13 protein-coding genes and 1 pseudogene are annotated in these 13,996 nt (G+C 70.5%); 10 read left to right on the top strand and 4 right to left on the bottom strand.

Going from position 1 to position 13,996, the window contains the following annotated elements; genetic code table 11:
- Nucleotides 1–2 precede the first annotated feature (2 nt).
- The 3 genes and pseudogenes from AOM45_RS06880 (at nucleotide 3) to AOM45_RS52680 (ending at nucleotide 3,721) form a co-directional block, all read left to right on the top strand.
- On the top strand, nucleotides 3–2,318 hold the full coding sequence (locus AOM45_RS06880) for a beta-xylosidase/alpha-l-arabinosidase (RefSeq protein WP_030466893.1): 2,316 nt from the start codon (nucleotides 3–5) through the stop codon (nucleotides 2,316–2,318).
- Between the two features lie 273 nt (nucleotides 2,319–2,591).
- A pseudogene (locus AOM45_RS53425) lies at nucleotides 2,592–3,014 on the top strand (DUF222 domain-containing protein); the annotation flags it as partial.
- Between the two features lie 50 nt (nucleotides 3,015–3,064).
- Nucleotides 3,065–3,721, top strand: coding sequence for an HNH endonuclease signature motif containing protein (locus AOM45_RS52680; protein ID WP_082157628.1), 657 nt, complete (start codon nucleotides 3,065–3,067; stop codon nucleotides 3,719–3,721).
- Nucleotides 3,722–3,934: 213 nt separating this feature from the next.
- Here AOM45_RS52680 and AOM45_RS06865 read toward each other — a convergent pair whose 3' ends face one another.
- Nucleotides 3,935–5,140 carry an MFS transporter gene (locus AOM45_RS06865; protein ID WP_051784040.1) on the bottom strand — a complete coding sequence of 402 codons (1,206 nt, stop codon included), beginning with the start codon at nucleotides 5,138–5,140 and terminating at the stop codon, nucleotides 3,935–3,937.
- 122 nt (nucleotides 5,141–5,262) lie between these two features.
- Between AOM45_RS06865 and AOM45_RS06860 the strand changes: the two genes are divergently transcribed.
- From AOM45_RS06860 to AOM45_RS50625, 7 genes are all read left to right on the top strand, one after another.
- Nucleotides 5,263–5,916: a winged helix-turn-helix transcriptional regulator gene (locus AOM45_RS06860; protein ID WP_030469847.1), complete on the top strand. Its 654-nt coding sequence runs from the start codon at nucleotides 5,263–5,265 to the stop codon at nucleotides 5,914–5,916.
- 154 nt (nucleotides 5,917–6,070) lie between these two features.
- Nucleotides 6,071–7,072, top strand: a complete 1,002-nt coding sequence (locus AOM45_RS06855) for a sensor histidine kinase (protein WP_236703188.1) — start codon at nucleotides 6,071–6,073, stop codon at nucleotides 7,070–7,072.
- The gene (locus AOM45_RS06850; protein WP_030469845.1) at nucleotides 7,069–7,701 is read left to right on the top strand and encodes a response regulator; all 633 of its coding nucleotides are present in this window, start codon (nucleotides 7,069–7,071) and stop codon (nucleotides 7,699–7,701) included. The genes AOM45_RS06855 and AOM45_RS06850 overlap by 4 nt, the downstream gene beginning before the upstream one ends.
- A 10-nt stretch (nucleotides 7,702–7,711) precedes the next feature.
- On the top strand, nucleotides 7,712–8,185 hold the full coding sequence (locus AOM45_RS06845) for a cation:proton antiporter regulatory subunit (RefSeq protein WP_030469844.1): 474 nt from the start codon (nucleotides 7,712–7,714) through the stop codon (nucleotides 8,183–8,185).
- A 4-nt stretch (nucleotides 8,186–8,189) separates the two neighbouring features.
- Entirely contained in the window at nucleotides 8,190–9,365 is a 1,176-nt protein-coding gene (locus AOM45_RS06840; RefSeq protein ID WP_030469843.1) for a cation:proton antiporter, read from the top strand.
- On the top strand, nucleotides 9,362–9,673 hold the full coding sequence (locus tag AOM45_RS06835) for a hypothetical protein (protein ID WP_030469842.1): 312 nt from the start codon (nucleotides 9,362–9,364) through the stop codon (nucleotides 9,671–9,673). The genes AOM45_RS06840 and AOM45_RS06835 overlap by 4 nt, the downstream gene beginning before the upstream one ends.
- A gap of 17 nt (nucleotides 9,674–9,690) precedes the next feature.
- A complete protein-coding gene (locus tag AOM45_RS50625; protein ID WP_156094049.1) occupies nucleotides 9,691–9,855 on the top strand; it encodes a hypothetical protein in 165 nt (54 codons plus the stop codon).
- Here AOM45_RS50625 and AOM45_RS06830 read toward each other — a convergent pair.
- From AOM45_RS06830 to AOM45_RS06820, 3 genes are read right to left on the bottom strand one after another with little or no spacing between them, the layout of a single operon-like run.
- Nucleotides 9,780–11,171, bottom strand: a complete 1,392-nt coding sequence (locus AOM45_RS06830) for a carboxyl transferase domain-containing protein (protein WP_063757102.1) — start codon at nucleotides 11,169–11,171, stop codon at nucleotides 9,780–9,782. The genes AOM45_RS50625 and AOM45_RS06830 overlap by 76 nt on opposite strands.
- Nucleotides 11,155–12,561 carry an acyl-CoA synthetase gene (locus AOM45_RS06825; protein ID WP_030469840.1) on the bottom strand — a complete coding sequence of 469 codons (1,407 nt, stop codon included), beginning with the start codon at nucleotides 12,559–12,561 and terminating at the stop codon, nucleotides 11,155–11,157. The genes AOM45_RS06830 and AOM45_RS06825 overlap by 17 nt, the downstream gene beginning before the upstream one ends.
- A 4-nt stretch (nucleotides 12,562–12,565) precedes the next feature.
- A complete protein-coding gene (locus AOM45_RS06820) occupies nucleotides 12,566–13,969 on the bottom strand; it encodes an SLC13 family permease (protein WP_030469839.1) in 1,404 nt (467 codons plus the stop codon).
- Nucleotides 13,970–13,996: the final 27 nt, after the last annotated feature.

Raw genomic sequence — 13,996 nt, 5'->3', positions numbered from 1 at the left:
CCATGTCATCGAACGACCGCATCGAGGCACTGCTCGGTGAGATGACCCTCGAAGAGAAGATCGCCCAGCTCGGCAGCGTCTGGCCAGGCGCCTCGCACGGCACCGACGACGAGGACGGCGCGGTCGAGAACGTCGCACCGATGCAGGACATCTTCGCCCAGCAGGTCGACTTCGAGACCGCGACCCGGCACGGGATCGGTCACCTCACCCGCCCGTTCGGCAGCAAGCCGGTGGATCCCGCCGAGGGTGCTGCCGCGCTCGCGGAGCTCCAGCGCGGGCTCGTCGAGAAGACCAGGCTGGGCATTCCGGCGATCGTCCACGAGGAGTGCCTGACCGGCTTCACCGCCTACCGCGCCTCGGTGTTCCCCGCTCCGCTCGCGTGGGCCGCCACGTTCGACCCTGCCCTGGTCGAGCAGATGGCGCACGCGATCGGCTCTGGCATGCGTCAGGTCGGTGTCCATCAAGGACTGTCGCCGGTGCTCGACGTCGTGCGGGACTACCGGTGGGGACGGGTGGAGGAGACTCTCGGCGAGGATCCGTACGTGGTCGGAATGATGGCGTCCGCCTACGTCCGCGGTCTGGAGAGCGCGGGAATCGTGGCCACGCTCAAGCACTTCGCGGGCTACTCCGCCTCGCGCGCGGCCCGCAACCACGCACCCGTCTCGATGGGACGACGCGAACTGCACGACGTCATCCTCCCGCCGTTCGAGATGGCCGTCCGCGAGGGCGGCGCGCGCTCGGTCATGAACTCCTACAACGACAACGACGGTGTTCCCGCCGGCGCGGACGAGTCGTTGCTGACCGGAATCCTGCGCGACGACTGGGGTTTCGAGGGCACCGTCGTGTCGGACTACTGGTCGATCGCGTTCCTCGCGTCGATGCACCGCGTCGCCGCCTCGAACGGTGAGGCGGGCGCACTCGCGTTGCGCGCCGGAATCGACGTCGAACTGCCCGACGCGCTCTGCTACCGCGAAGATCTGCTCGACCAGGTCCGTTCCGGTGCTCTCGAAGAGAAGTACGTCGATCGCGCGGTTCGGCGCGTGCTGCGGCAGAAGGCCGAGCTGGGTCTCCTGGACGACGACTGGGCACCGGTACCCCCAGGTCCCGTCGATCTCGACCCACCCGGCAACCGGGACATCGCCCGTCGGCTGGCCGAGCGCGCCATCGTGCTGCTCGACAACCCGCAGGGCGTTCTTCCGTTGGCAGCCAACGCCTCGATCGCGGTAGTAGGCCCGTGCGCGGACGATCCGCAGGCGTTCTTCGGCTGCTACTCCTTCCCCAACCACGTGCTGCCCCGCCACCCCGACCTGCCGCTCGGCATCGAGGCACTGTCCCTGCTCGACGCCCTGCACGCGGAACTGCCCGGCGCGACCATCACCTCGTCGCCCGGCTGCCCGATCAAGGACGACGACCGGTCGGGCTTCACCGCCGCGACCGACGCCGCGCGCGCCGCGGACCTGTGCGTCGCCGTCGTCGGCGACCGCTCCGGCCTCTTCGGCCGCGGCACGTCCGGTGAAGGCTGCGACACCGAGGACCTGAGCCTCCCGGGGGTACAGCACGAGCTCGTCGAAGAGCTGCTGGCGACCGGAACCCCGGTGGTGCTGCTCGTGGTGTCCGGCCGCCCCTACGCGCTGGGCCGGTACGTGAACAGGGCCGCAGCGATCGTGCAGGCGTTCTTCCCCGGTGAGGAAGGCGGTCCCGCCCTCGCCGGCGTGCTCAGCGGCAGGGTGGTGCCCAGCGGAAAGCTGCCCGTGCAGATCCCCGCCCTGCCCGGCGGACAGCCCGGCACCTACCTGCACCCGCCACTGGGCGGGAACACCCAGGGCGTCAGCAACCTCGACCCGACACCGGCGTACCCGTTCGGCCACGGCCTGTCCTACACGACGTTCGCCTACGCCGACCTCGCGCTGTCCGCGGACACCGTCCCGGCCGACGGCGAGGTCACCATCAGCTGCGAGGTGACGAACACCGGCGGGCGCGGCGGGGAGGAAGTCGTGCAGCTCTACTTCGACGACCCCGTCGCGCAGGTGACCCGACCCGTCCAGCAGCTCGCCGGTTTCGCCCGTGTCGCCCTCGAACCAGGACAACGCGCCCGAGTGACGTTCCGTCTGCACACCGATCGCCTCGCCTTCACCGGAGTGGACCTGCGGCGGATCGTCGAACCCGGCCGGGTCGACATCGCTGTCGGCGGCTCGTCGTCGGACACGCCACTGCGCGGATCCTTCACTGTGACCGGCGGCATCCGGACCGTTGACGCGAACCGGGTGTTGACGACTCCCGTGGAGGTGGTGCATCAGGCGGAGGCCGCGGAATCCTGACGTGCGGAGCCTGAACCCCGCGGCGATGGGGAACCGGAAACACTTCGACGGGCGTTGGAACGACCTTGATGGACTGGCGCTGGCTACGTCGCACCTGCCTGAAGACAGCGAGAATCGTGCCGTTGCGCCAGGTCGTCGAATCATCCATCGAGACGGCAGTCCAACCAGATCATGAGAACGGAAGCTCGTTCTCGTTGCCTGGACTGCACTTTCACTCGATCGTGAGGCCCTGAGCCCCCTTTGCGGTTTTTGATCACGAATAAAATTGGTGGCATGGAAGCGGTCGAGGTCCTCGATGCTCTCGATTATCACCACAAACAGATCGCCTATCACCAGGCGCAGTCGTTGCGTGTGATCGCGGAGTACGCGATCGCCTGTGAGGGCGAGGAGTTCTTCGACGCCGAGATCGCGGCGGCGATGCGGTGGACGTCGCGCTGGACCACCGACCAGATCGCGCTGGCGCTGGACCTGGCGTCCAGGCTGCCGCAGACGCTCGATGCCCTGGAGAAGGGGGAGATCGACTTCTACAAGGCCCGCGTGTTGCACGACCAGACGATGCCGCTGTCGGCCGATCTCGCCGCCGAGGTGGAGGCCCGTGTGCTGGCCAAGGCATCCGGCCAGACCGGTGCGCAGATGCGTCAGCTCACGCGCCGCGTGGTGATGAAGGTGGATCCGGAAGGCCACGAGGAACGAGCGGAGGAGCGCAGGAAGCAGCTTGCACGGGCTTGGACTCGGTCGAGGACGACATGGCGCGGATCTGGGCGTTCCTGCCCGCGCATCTGGCGGCGGCGTGCTCGGCGCGGGTCGACGCGATCGCGCGTCAGGCGCACACGCCGTCTGATCCGCGGACGCTGGATCAGGTCCGCGCGGACGTGTTCGCCGACCTGCTGCTCGCCACTCCCGACAAGACCAGCGCCGTGAAGGTGGAGCTGTACGTGACCGTCTCGGCCGCCACGCTGCTGGGCCTTTCGTCGCAGCCGGGCGAGTTGGCGGGCTATGGTCCGATCACCGCTGAGCTGGCGCGTGACCTGGCGGGGGACGCGACGTGGCGGCGGTTGCTGACCGACCCGGTCACCGGTGAGGCCCTGGAGTTCGGCACGAGCACGTATCGCCCGCCCGCGGCGTTGCGTCGCTTCGTGTGGACGCGGGACCGGACCTGCCGCTTTCCCGGTTGCATGCGCCCGTCACACGAGTCGGATCTGGATCACACGGTCCCGTTCCCACGTGGCTCCACCTCGGCGGCGAACCTGGGCGCGTTCTGCCGCCGACACCACCGCGTCAAACACCGCACAGCCTGGCAGGTGAGCCGACCTAAACCGGGCAGGTTCTGTTTCCGCAGCCCCGCAGGAAAAACCTACGAACGCCACCCCGAACCGGTCCTCGGCGACCCACCGCCATTCTAAAAATCGCAACCCGCACCTAAGGACCACCACCGCAACCGGCGGCCACCGCACGGCACTGGACCACGCCCCGCAACCACTCCCGCAAGGCGACCACAGAAATTCGGTCCGGCACACGCCCGACGAAGGAGGGCATGTGCCGGGTCGGCGAAGCCGCAACCCGCTCACCGACTCGGGTTCGGACCTTCACGGTCTTGGTCGTCCACGCGGACCGCGTCACCTGCGGGTGAACGCCACTCCGGCCAGAGCGACGATCGCGGTGACCGCACCGAAACCGGCCGCCGTGGCCGCCGCCCCGACGACACCGATGAACACTCCGGACACGACCGCCGAGACGCCCATCGCGAGGTAGCCGGCGAGGAAGATCGCGGTGAACAGGCCCGCGCGCTCGTGCGGTGCCACCTCGGGCACGAGTCCGCGGGTGGTGCCGGCGAACGAGAAGCCGATGCCGGATCCGCCGAACACCGCGGCGGCCCAGAGCAGTGGGAGGGAGGTGGTGCCGATGCTGGCGATGAACAGCACCGCGCCGAGGATCATCGCGGTGGTCCCGACGGTGCGCAGGCGAGGGGCGCGGACGCGGCTCGTGAGTCCGGACGCCAGTGCCGCGGCGCCGAGGGCGACGAAGCCGGCGAGCGCGCCGACGACCGGGCTGTTCACCTTGAAGACCGTCACCAGCACGACGGGCACGAGTCCCATGTAGAGCGTCATCGTCATGAACCCGCCGACGATGCCCGGCACCGTCGTCCAGTACAGCCGGCGGACCTGGACTGGCAACGAGACGCGCGGGTTGAGCGAGGCCAGCGCGCCCGGCTTGCGCGCCGCGGTCTCCGGTGTGACCAGGGCGAAGATCGTGCCCAGTGCCATCACCACGGCCAGCACCAGCCACACGTCGAACACGGCGTCGTCGGCGAACTCGGCCAGCACGCCCGCGAAGAGCGCGCCGATTCCCAGGCCCGCGAGCGGCGCCATGCTGGTCATCTGTGCGCCGAGCTTCTTGTACCGCTCGGGCGCCAGTTCGACGACGGCCGCGCTGAGCGAGCTCGACGCGGCGCCGGTCGCGACGCCCTGCACGACGCGGGCGGCGATCAGCCAGCCGATCGAGGGTGCGAAGAGGAACATCACCATCGCGACCAGGTCGATCGCGAGGGCGGCGATCATCAGGGGCCGCCGTCCGACGTGGTCCGACAGCGAGCCGATCACCATGATCGCGACCAGCAGCGAGAACGCGTAGACGCCGAACGCGAGGGTCAGCATCCACGGCGGGAAGCCCCACTGGTGCTGGTAGATCGGCAGCAGCGGCGCCGGCGCTCCCGCCGCCACGAGAACCACGACCATGGCCGCCGAGATGCCGGCGAAGCCGATGCCCCGTGACACGGACGGCCGGCGCGGGGCGGTGACAGCGCGGTCGAGCACAGCGGTCATGACGGTTCCTTCACTGGTTGGGATGCGAGCGAGAACGACGCTAACCAGTGCACTTCATCTTTGCAAGTAAACTTTTATTTAGAAAGTTCGCTAGGTATGGACAAGCTTGCTACGATAGATGCGTGAAGCGACGTGACTACGGCCAGTACTGCGGTCTCGCCCGCGCGCTGGACCTGGTGGGGGAGCGCTGGGCGTTGCTGATCGTCCGCGACCTCACCATCCGCCCACGCCGCTACACGGACCTGCAGGCAGGCCTGCCGGGCATCCCGACGAACGTGCTCTCCACCCGCCTCAAGGAACTCGAGCAGGCCGGCGTGGTGGAACGCCGCGTCGCACCGGCTCCCCAGCGCGGCGTCGTGTACGCGCTCACACCGGTGGGCCAGGACCTGGAACCGGCCCTGCTCGCACTGGGCCGCTGGGGCTCCTCCCAGCTGGGTGACCCGCAGCCGGGCGACGTGATCAGCCCGGACGCGGCGGTGCTGAACCTGCGCGCCAACTTCCAGCCCGCCCAGGCGGCCGGCGTCACCGGGTCGTGGGAGATCCACGTCGGCGACCTGGTGGCGTACGCCGTGCTGACCGACGGCAAGTTCGAGTCGGGCATCGGGCCGGCGCCCGGCGAGCCCGATCTCGTGATGACCGCGCGCCTCGGTGCCGACGACGTGCCGTCCTACCGGGCGTTCGTGAAGGCGGCGAAGTCCGGGAAGGTCGACCTGGTCGGGCGGCGCGAGCTGCTCGACACCTTCCTGCGGGTGTTCGCGGTTCCGAAGGCGGCCTGAGCGCGGCCGAGCCGGCCAGCGTCCCACCATCCGTCATCGAGCACGCCCTTGACGATCCGTCCTGCCACCCAACGTGAGCGTGGCCACCCCCGCCGGTGCTGACCAGCGCCGCCCCCGCGGCACCGCGAACATGGGTGTTGCCACGGATGGACACGTGGCGCCCTCGCCCGTCAGCCTCGCCGGCGTGGCGGGAAGTGATCACGGAGAGGCGGCGCGCGTGTCGTTGTTCGGGCGGATCTTCCTGCTCAACGCCCTGGTCCTGGTCGCGGCGGCCGCCCTGCTCGTCTTCGGGCCCGCCACCGTGTCGACGCCCGCGCTCCTGCGGGAGGTGCTGGTGCTCGCGGCCGGGCTGGTGGTGATGCTCATCGCGAACGCGGTGCTGATCCGCGTGGGGCTCGCGCCGCTGGGCAGGCTCACCCGCGCCATGACCACCATCGACCTGCTCAAGCCGGGGCCGCGGCTGGCGGCCAGGGGGCACGGTGAGATCGCCGAGCTGATCACCACGTTCAACAGCATGATCGACCGGCTGGAGGCCGAGCGCGGGTACAGCGCGGCCAGGGCGTTGTCGGCGCAGGAGGCCGAACGGCGGCGGGTGGCGCAGGAGCTGCACGACGAGGTGGGGCAGTCGCTGACGGCCGTGTTGCTCGGGCTCAAGAGGGTCGCGGACCAGTCGCCGCAGGACATGCGCGAGGAGCTGCACCAGGTCCAGGAGATCACGCGCGGCACGCTGGACGAGATCCGCCGCATCGCGCGCAGGCTGCGGCCGGGAGTGTTGGAGGAACTCGGGCTGGTCAGTGCGCTCAAGGCCCTCACCGCGGAGACGGGGCTGACCGTCAGGCAGTCGTTCGACAAGAACCTGCCCGAGCTCGACGCCGAGACCGAGCTGGTCGTCTACCGCGTGGCCCAGGAAGGCCTCACGAACACGGCGCGCCACGCGCAGGCCGACGAGGTCGAGCTCACCCTCCGCGGCCGTCCGTCCGAAGTGGAGCTTCGCCTGCGCGACAACGGCCGGGGGATACGAGACAACGGGGAAGGCGCGGGAATCAGGGGCATGCGGGAACGCGCACTGCTGGTCGGCGCCGAGCTCACCGTCGGGCCCGCGACACCGAGAGGCACGGAGATCACGTTGGTGGTCAAGGCGAAGGAGCGGGAATGACCGTGCGCATCCTGCTGGCCGACGACCACGCGCTCGTCCGCCGCGGCGTCCGGCTGATCCTCGACAACGAACCCGACCTCACGGTGATCGCGGAGGCGGGCGACGGGGCCGAGGCGATCAGCACAGCCCGCGCGGAGAAACCCGACCTGGCGATCCTCGACATCGCCATGCCGCGGCTCACCGGCCTGCAAGCGGCGCGGGAACTGTCGAGACTGCTGCCGGACCTGCGCATCCTGATCCTCACGATGTACGACAACGAGCAGTACTTCTTCGAGGCGCTCAAAGCGGGCGCGTCCGGGTACGTGCTCAAGTCCGTGGCGGACCGCGATCTCGTCGAGGCGTGCCGGTCGGCGATGCGCGGCGAGCCGTTCCTCTACCCCGGCGCGGTCAACTCGTTGATCCGCAACTACCTGGAGCGAGGCCTGCCGCCGAAGGCCATCACCGACCGCGAGGAGGAGATCCTCAAGCTGGTCGCGGAGGGCCACTCCTCCAAGGGGATCGCGGACATGCTCGTGATCAGCGTCAAGACCGTCGAACGGCACCGGGCCAACCTGCTGCAGAAACTCGGGCTCAAGGACCGTCTCGAACTCACCCGGTACGCGATCCGCGCCGGGCTCATCGAACCCTAGGAACTCCAGAGTGAACGTCGAAGTGACGCCCCTGCCCGGCATAGGGGTCAGGCAGGACTTCTCGATCCGCGCCGGCCGCCGGATCGGGGTGATCTCCTACCGCGACGGCAAGTTCGAGCTCGTCCTGTCCAAACAGGACGATCCGGACGCCACCGCCGCGTCGATCCCGCTCGCCCCGGAGGAGGCGGGGACGCTGGCCGGTCTGCTCGGCGCGCCGCAGCTCGTGTCGCAGCTCGCGAAGCAGCACCGCGACATCACCGGCATCACGACCCGTCAGCTGCCGGTCACCGCGTTCGCGAGCCGCACCCTCGGGGACACCGCTCTGCGCACGCGGTCCGGGGCGTCGATCGTCGCGGTCGTCCGTGCGGGCAACGCGCATCCGTCGCCAGGCCCGGACTTCCTCTTCGAGAACGGCGACCTCGCGGTCGTCGTCGGCACCGCGGAGGGCCTCGATGCCGCCGCGGACATCCTGACGGGCGGCTGAGCCGGTGCACGACACCACGATCGCGCTGATCCAGCTGGGTGCGGTCTTCTTCGGCCTCGGTCTGCTCGGCCGCGTCGCCTGGCGGTTCGGCATCTCGCCCATCCCGCTCTACCTCGTCGGAGGGCTCGCGTTCGGCTCCGGCGGGCTCCTCCCGTTGCACGGCATCGAGGAGTTCGCCCACCTCGCCAGCGAGATCGGCGTCGTCCTGCTGCTCCTCTTACTGGGCCTCGAGTACTCGGCGTCCGAGCTCACCACCGGCCTGAAGAAGTCGTGGATGGCGGGCGTGCTCGACATCGTCCTCAACGCGGCACCGGGCGCGGTCGTCGCGCTGCTGCTCGGCTGGGGCCCGGTCGGCGCGCTCGCGATGGCGGGCGTCACCTACATCTCGTCGTCTGGGATCATCGCCAAGGTCCTCGGCGATCTGGGCCGGCTCGGCAACCGCGAAACACCGGTGATCCTCTCGGTGCTGGTGTTCGAGGACCTCGTGATGGCGGTCTACCTGCCGGTGCTCACGGCGGTGCTCGCGGGCGTCAGCTTCCTCGGCGGGCTCACGTCGGTCGGCATCTCGCTGCTCGCGATCACCGTGGTCCTGGTGGTGGCGCTGAAGTACGGCCGCGTCATCTCGGCCGTCGTGGACAGTCCCGACCACGAGGTGTTCCTGCTCAAGCTCCTCGGTTCCGCGCTGCTCGTCGCCGGAATCGCGTCCGAGCTCCAGGTCTCCGCCGCGGTGGGCGCGTTCCTGCTCGGCATCGCGATCTCCGGCTCCACCGCCGAGAACGCCACCCGCCTGCTGGAACCGTTGCGCGACCTGTTCGCCGCGATGTTCTTCGTCGTGTTCGGCCTCAACACCGATCCGCGCACGATCCCGCCGGTGCTGCTGATGGCCGTGCTGCTGGCCGTGATCACCACGCTGACGAAGGTCGCGACGGGCTGGTGGGCGGCACGGCGCCAGGGCATCGGACCGATGGGCCGGGCGCGTGCCGGTGCCGCACTGGTCGCCCGCGGCGAGTTCTCGATCGTGATCGCGGGCCTCGCCGTCGCGTCCGGCCACGTCAGTCCGCAGCTGGCCGCGCTCGCGACCGCCTACGTGCTGCTGATGGCGATCATCGGCCCGATCGCGGCGCGTTACGTGGAACCGGTGGGCGAGTTCTTCCTGCGCAGGCGGGCAGCGGTTCGGTGAGGTGGCCCGCGCTCCTGCTGGCGCTGCTGCTGGCGTTCGTCGGCGCGAGCACGCGTCACGACGCGGTGGGCGAGCAGGGTTCGGGGCTGAAGGGGCTGAACACGCCGGTCTCGGTCGTGCACGGGCAGGCGACGGCGTCACCCGACGCCTGCTGGGCGTTGTGCGGCACCGCGACCGGCCCGCAGCCACCGCGGCGGGAAGTGCGCACCGGCGCGGCGCGTGCGGTTCATCTCGACACGACGTTCTCAGGTCCGTGGTCCAGCAGGGCACCGCCGGGGGAGTCCGCTCCCGACTCCACCCACCCCTGACCTTGAGGACCTGAGACATGTCGATTGCCGTGCTGGTGTTGCTGATCGCGTCGATGCTCGCCGGTGTCGGCGGGCTGGCAGCGATGGTGACGAGGAAGGACCCGTTCTACGGCGTGGTCGGTCTCGTCACCATCTGCGTGCCGAGCTCGCTGCTGGCGTTCCTGTACATCGCCGTCGCCTGATCCGCGGACGGGCCGAGCTGGGCGATTCCCAGCTCGGCCAGGTCCTGCGGTCGCAACCGGAGCCGGTCGGCGGTCTCCTTCACCTGTGCCGGGTCGCGCTTCAGGATGGCCGCCGCGAGCTCCGGCGAGATCACCGCGAGGTAGCTGTCCGGGGTCGCCCACATCCGGCCGGGCGCGGCGAACGCGAGCGCGCCACCGGATCCGCCCTCGCCGATCAGCAGCGTCGTCACCGGCACCCGTGCGGCCGCGACGGCGGTGAACATGTCCGCGATGGCAGCGCCGACACCGGCGTTCTCGGCGGCCTCGTCGTTGGCGGCACCCGGTGTGTCGACGAGTGTCAGCACCGGGATGCCGAGCCGGTCGGCCAGCCGGACCAGGCGCGCCGCTGTGCGGAACCCGGCGGGACGCGTGGCCGTGCCGCCTTGTGCCGCGTACGCGATCGTTCTGCCGTCGCGGTGCCCGAACCCGCACAGCACTCCGGGATCGACTCCGCCGCCGCGATCACCGCTGACCGGTTCGAGCCAGTCGAAGTACGCCGCGAGGTACTGGCCGGCGCGCGGCCGTTCCGGGGCGCGGGCACGGCGTACCGCCTCCCAGCCGGTGTCCGGCAACGTCGTCGTGCCGAGCGCCGGTGGCACGGGCGCGGGACCGTTGCCGGGCGTGGTGAGCAGGTGCAGCCACCGCTCCAGCCGTGCGCGCAGCTCGTCCGGCTCGACGAGCTGGTCGACCAGGCCGGCCGCGAACTGTTGTGTCACCGAGTACCCCGGCGGGCGCACTCGAGAGCCGGCGAACCCGACCTGGGCGCCGTGCAGGCCCAGCACGACGTCCGCGCCCGCACCGAGGGTGGCCCAGCCGCCGCCGGTGGTCGGGTCGCGCAGGACGGAGATGTGCGGAAGGGCGGCCTCGCGGGTGAGCGTGATCTGCCGTGCGATCCGTGGCAGCTGCATCAGCGCGAGCGTGCCCTCCTGCATGCGGCTGCCGCCTGTCGCGACCAGCGAGACGACCGGAACACGCAGCTCACGCGCGTGCGTGAAGGCCTGCTCGATGCGCGCGCCGGTGCGGGTGCCGAGTGAGCCGCCCAGGAACCCGAACTCGAACGCCACCACCACCGCGATGGCGTCACCGATCTGCGCCACACCGCAGACGACGGACTCGGACTCGCCGGTTCGAGCGGCGGCCTGGGCCAAAGACTTGCCGTAGCCCGGCCAGTCGAGCGGTCCGTCCACTTCGGACAGGACTGGTTCGTGCGGCAGCTCGGTGAACGCCGACGTCAACCGGCCGATCAGCTCGCGGGCCGGCTCACGTTCCGAGGGCACGTTTCATCACCTTGCCCATGTCGTTGCGCGGCAACGACTCCACGAACCGCACCGAACGCGGCCGCTTGTGCGGGGTGAGCAGCCGGGCGACGTGGTCGGCGAGCTCCTCTGCGGCAGGTTCTTCTCCCGACGGCACGATCCAGGCGACGATCCGCTCGCCCAGGTCGTCGTCGGGCTCGCCGGTCACCGCCACCTCCTTGACCGCGGGGTGCTCCAGCAGCGCGTTCTCGATCTCGCCCGCGCCGATCTTGTACCCGCCGCTCTTGATGATGTCCGTCGCCTTGCGCCCGACGATGCGGAAGTAGCCGTCGGCGTCGCGGGTGCCCACGTCACCGGTGCGGAACCAGCCGTCCGCGAACGCCTCCGCGGTGGCGTCGGGCCGGTTCAGGTACTCGGTGAAGAGGTTCGGCCCGCGCACCTGGATCTCGCCCACCGCACCGGTGTCGTCGAGCGTCGCGCCGTCGTCGTCGACGAGCCGCACCTCGACCCCCGGCAACGGCAGGCCGACCGCGCCGGGCCTGCGGTCGCCGTCCGCGCGGACGCTGGTGTTCATCAGCGTCTCGGTCATGCCGTATCGCTCGACGACCCGTTGCCCGGTGGCCGCGGCGATCCGCTCGTGGTCGCGCACCGGCAGCGCCGCCGACCCCGAGACCAGCAACCGGGCTTTCTTGAGCGCCGCGCCGAGCTCGGCGTTCTCGCCGACCTCCTCCGCGATGCGGTGGTACATCGTCGGCACGCCGAACATCATCGTGCCGTCCCCGGCAAGGGCTCGGGCGAGCTCGGCGGTGGAGAACTTGCCGAGGTGGTGCAGCGTGCCGCCCCGCCGCAGCGGCCCGAGCACCCCGAGGATCAGCCCGTGCACGTGGAACAACGGCAGCGCGTGCACGAGCACGTCGTCCCCGGTCCACTCCCACGCCTGCGCCACGGCGTCCAGTGTGGACACGATCGCCCGGCGCGGCAGCACCACGCCCTTCGGCGCCCCCGTGGTGCCCGAGGTGTAGACGATCAGCGCGGGCGCCTCGGCATCCGGCTCTTCCGGCAGGTCCGGGGTGTCACCGTCCAGCGTGACGTCCAGGCGCGGCACCGAGTGTAGCCCTTCCGGCAGCTCGGCTCGGGGCGCCGCGAGCACGGCGGCCGGCGCGCTGTCGGCCACGATGTGCGCCAGCTCGCGTTCGCCGACCTTCGGGTTGAGCGGCACCGCGGGCACCCCGGCGAGCAGCGCCGCCACGACGGCCACGCACGTCTCGATGGTCGGCGTCGCCCACACCGCCACCCGAGGCAGCCCGGTGAGCTGCCGCGCCACCGTGCCGGCACAGGCCGCCAGCTCGGCGTGGGTGAGGGTGCGGTCGCCGAAGCGGAGCGCGACGCAGGTGGACTGCAAGGGGAACATGACCTCACCAGATTCCGGGGACGACGAGGGCGAGCCAGACCAGCGGTGGCGCCGCCGCGACCATGATCCCGCCGTAGACCATGAGCTGCTTGAAGAACCTGTCGCGATCGACGTCCTGCGCACCGGCCAGCACCAGCGCGCCGTTGGTGGAGAACGGACTGACGTCGACCACGGTCGCCGACACCGCCAGCGCCGCGATCAGCCCGACCGCGCTGACCTCACCCTGGAGCAGGAACGGCACGGCCAGCGGAATGAGCGCGCCCATGATGCCCACCGACGAGGCGAACGCCGACACGATCGCGCCGATGTAGCAGATCAGCAACGCGGCGAGCAGGGGAGCGCCGACACCCGCGACCGAGTCGCCGGCCCACTTGATCGTGCCCATCGTCTGCAGCACCGCGACGTAGGTGAGGATGCCGCAGATCAGCAGCACGGTCGGCCAGGTGATCTGGGTGATGGCCTGCTTGGAGGTCTCCGGCCACACGACGCTGAGCAGCACGGCCACGGTGATCGCGGCCAGGCCGACGTCGAGGTCGAAGACGAGGGCCGCGACGACCAGAGCCGCCAGGCCGGCGAGGGTGGCGATGCGAGGAGGGGTGAGGGAGATGCGCTCGTCGGCGGGGTCGGCTTCGGCGACGGCACCGCCAGCCGGGCTCCCACTGCCCGCCGCGCCGGGTGCCGTACTCCCGCCGCTGTCAGCCACGCTCCCGACACCAGCCACGCCGCTCCCACCACCAGCCGCGCCCGCACCACTCGCACCGCCGCCCCCGGCCCGCGCGAGCGCCGCCGCCTCCACCGGCTGCCGAGCCAGCTTCATCCCGCCCAGCACCACGAACACCACGGCCGCGATCACCAGGTTCACCACGAGACTGGCCAGGAACAGCACGATCTCGTTCCCCGGCAGCCCCTCCTCGGCCACGATCCCGTTCACGATCGTCCCGTAGATGCTGATCGGCGAGAACCCGCCTGCCTGCGCCCCGTGCACCACCATCACGCCCATCAGCAGCGGGTTGATCCGGTACTTCGCGGCGAACCCCATCGCGATCGGCGCCACGATCGCGACCGCGGCGGGGCTCACCGCGCCGATCGCCGTGAGCACTCCGGTGATCGCGAACATCACCCACGGCATCAGCGCGATCCGGCCGCCGACCAGCCGGATCGCCAGGTGCACCAGCCAGTCCGTGGTGCCGTTGGCGCGGGCGATGGCGAACAGGAACGTCACGCCGACCAGCACCACGAACAGTGAGCCGGGGAAGCCCTTGAAGATGTCGTCGGTCTTCATGTCCGCGACCAGCGTGCCGACCCCGAAGGCCGCGGCGAACGCGAGCGCTCCCATGTTGATCGACCGCGTCGTGGCTATCACGAACACCACGACCAGCACGAGTATCGAGATGAGTTCGGCGGACATGCAGGGCTCCCGTCGTTGGGGCTCGTC

The sequence above is a fragment of the Lentzea aerocolonigenes genome, from assembly GCF_000974445.1.
In the GTDB taxonomy this organism is placed as follows: Bacteria; Actinomycetota; Actinomycetes; order Mycobacteriales; family Pseudonocardiaceae; genus Lentzea; species Lentzea aerocolonigenes.
The sequence above is the reverse complement of the archived record's forward strand: the minus strand, read 5'-3'. Positions and strand labels throughout refer to the sequence as shown.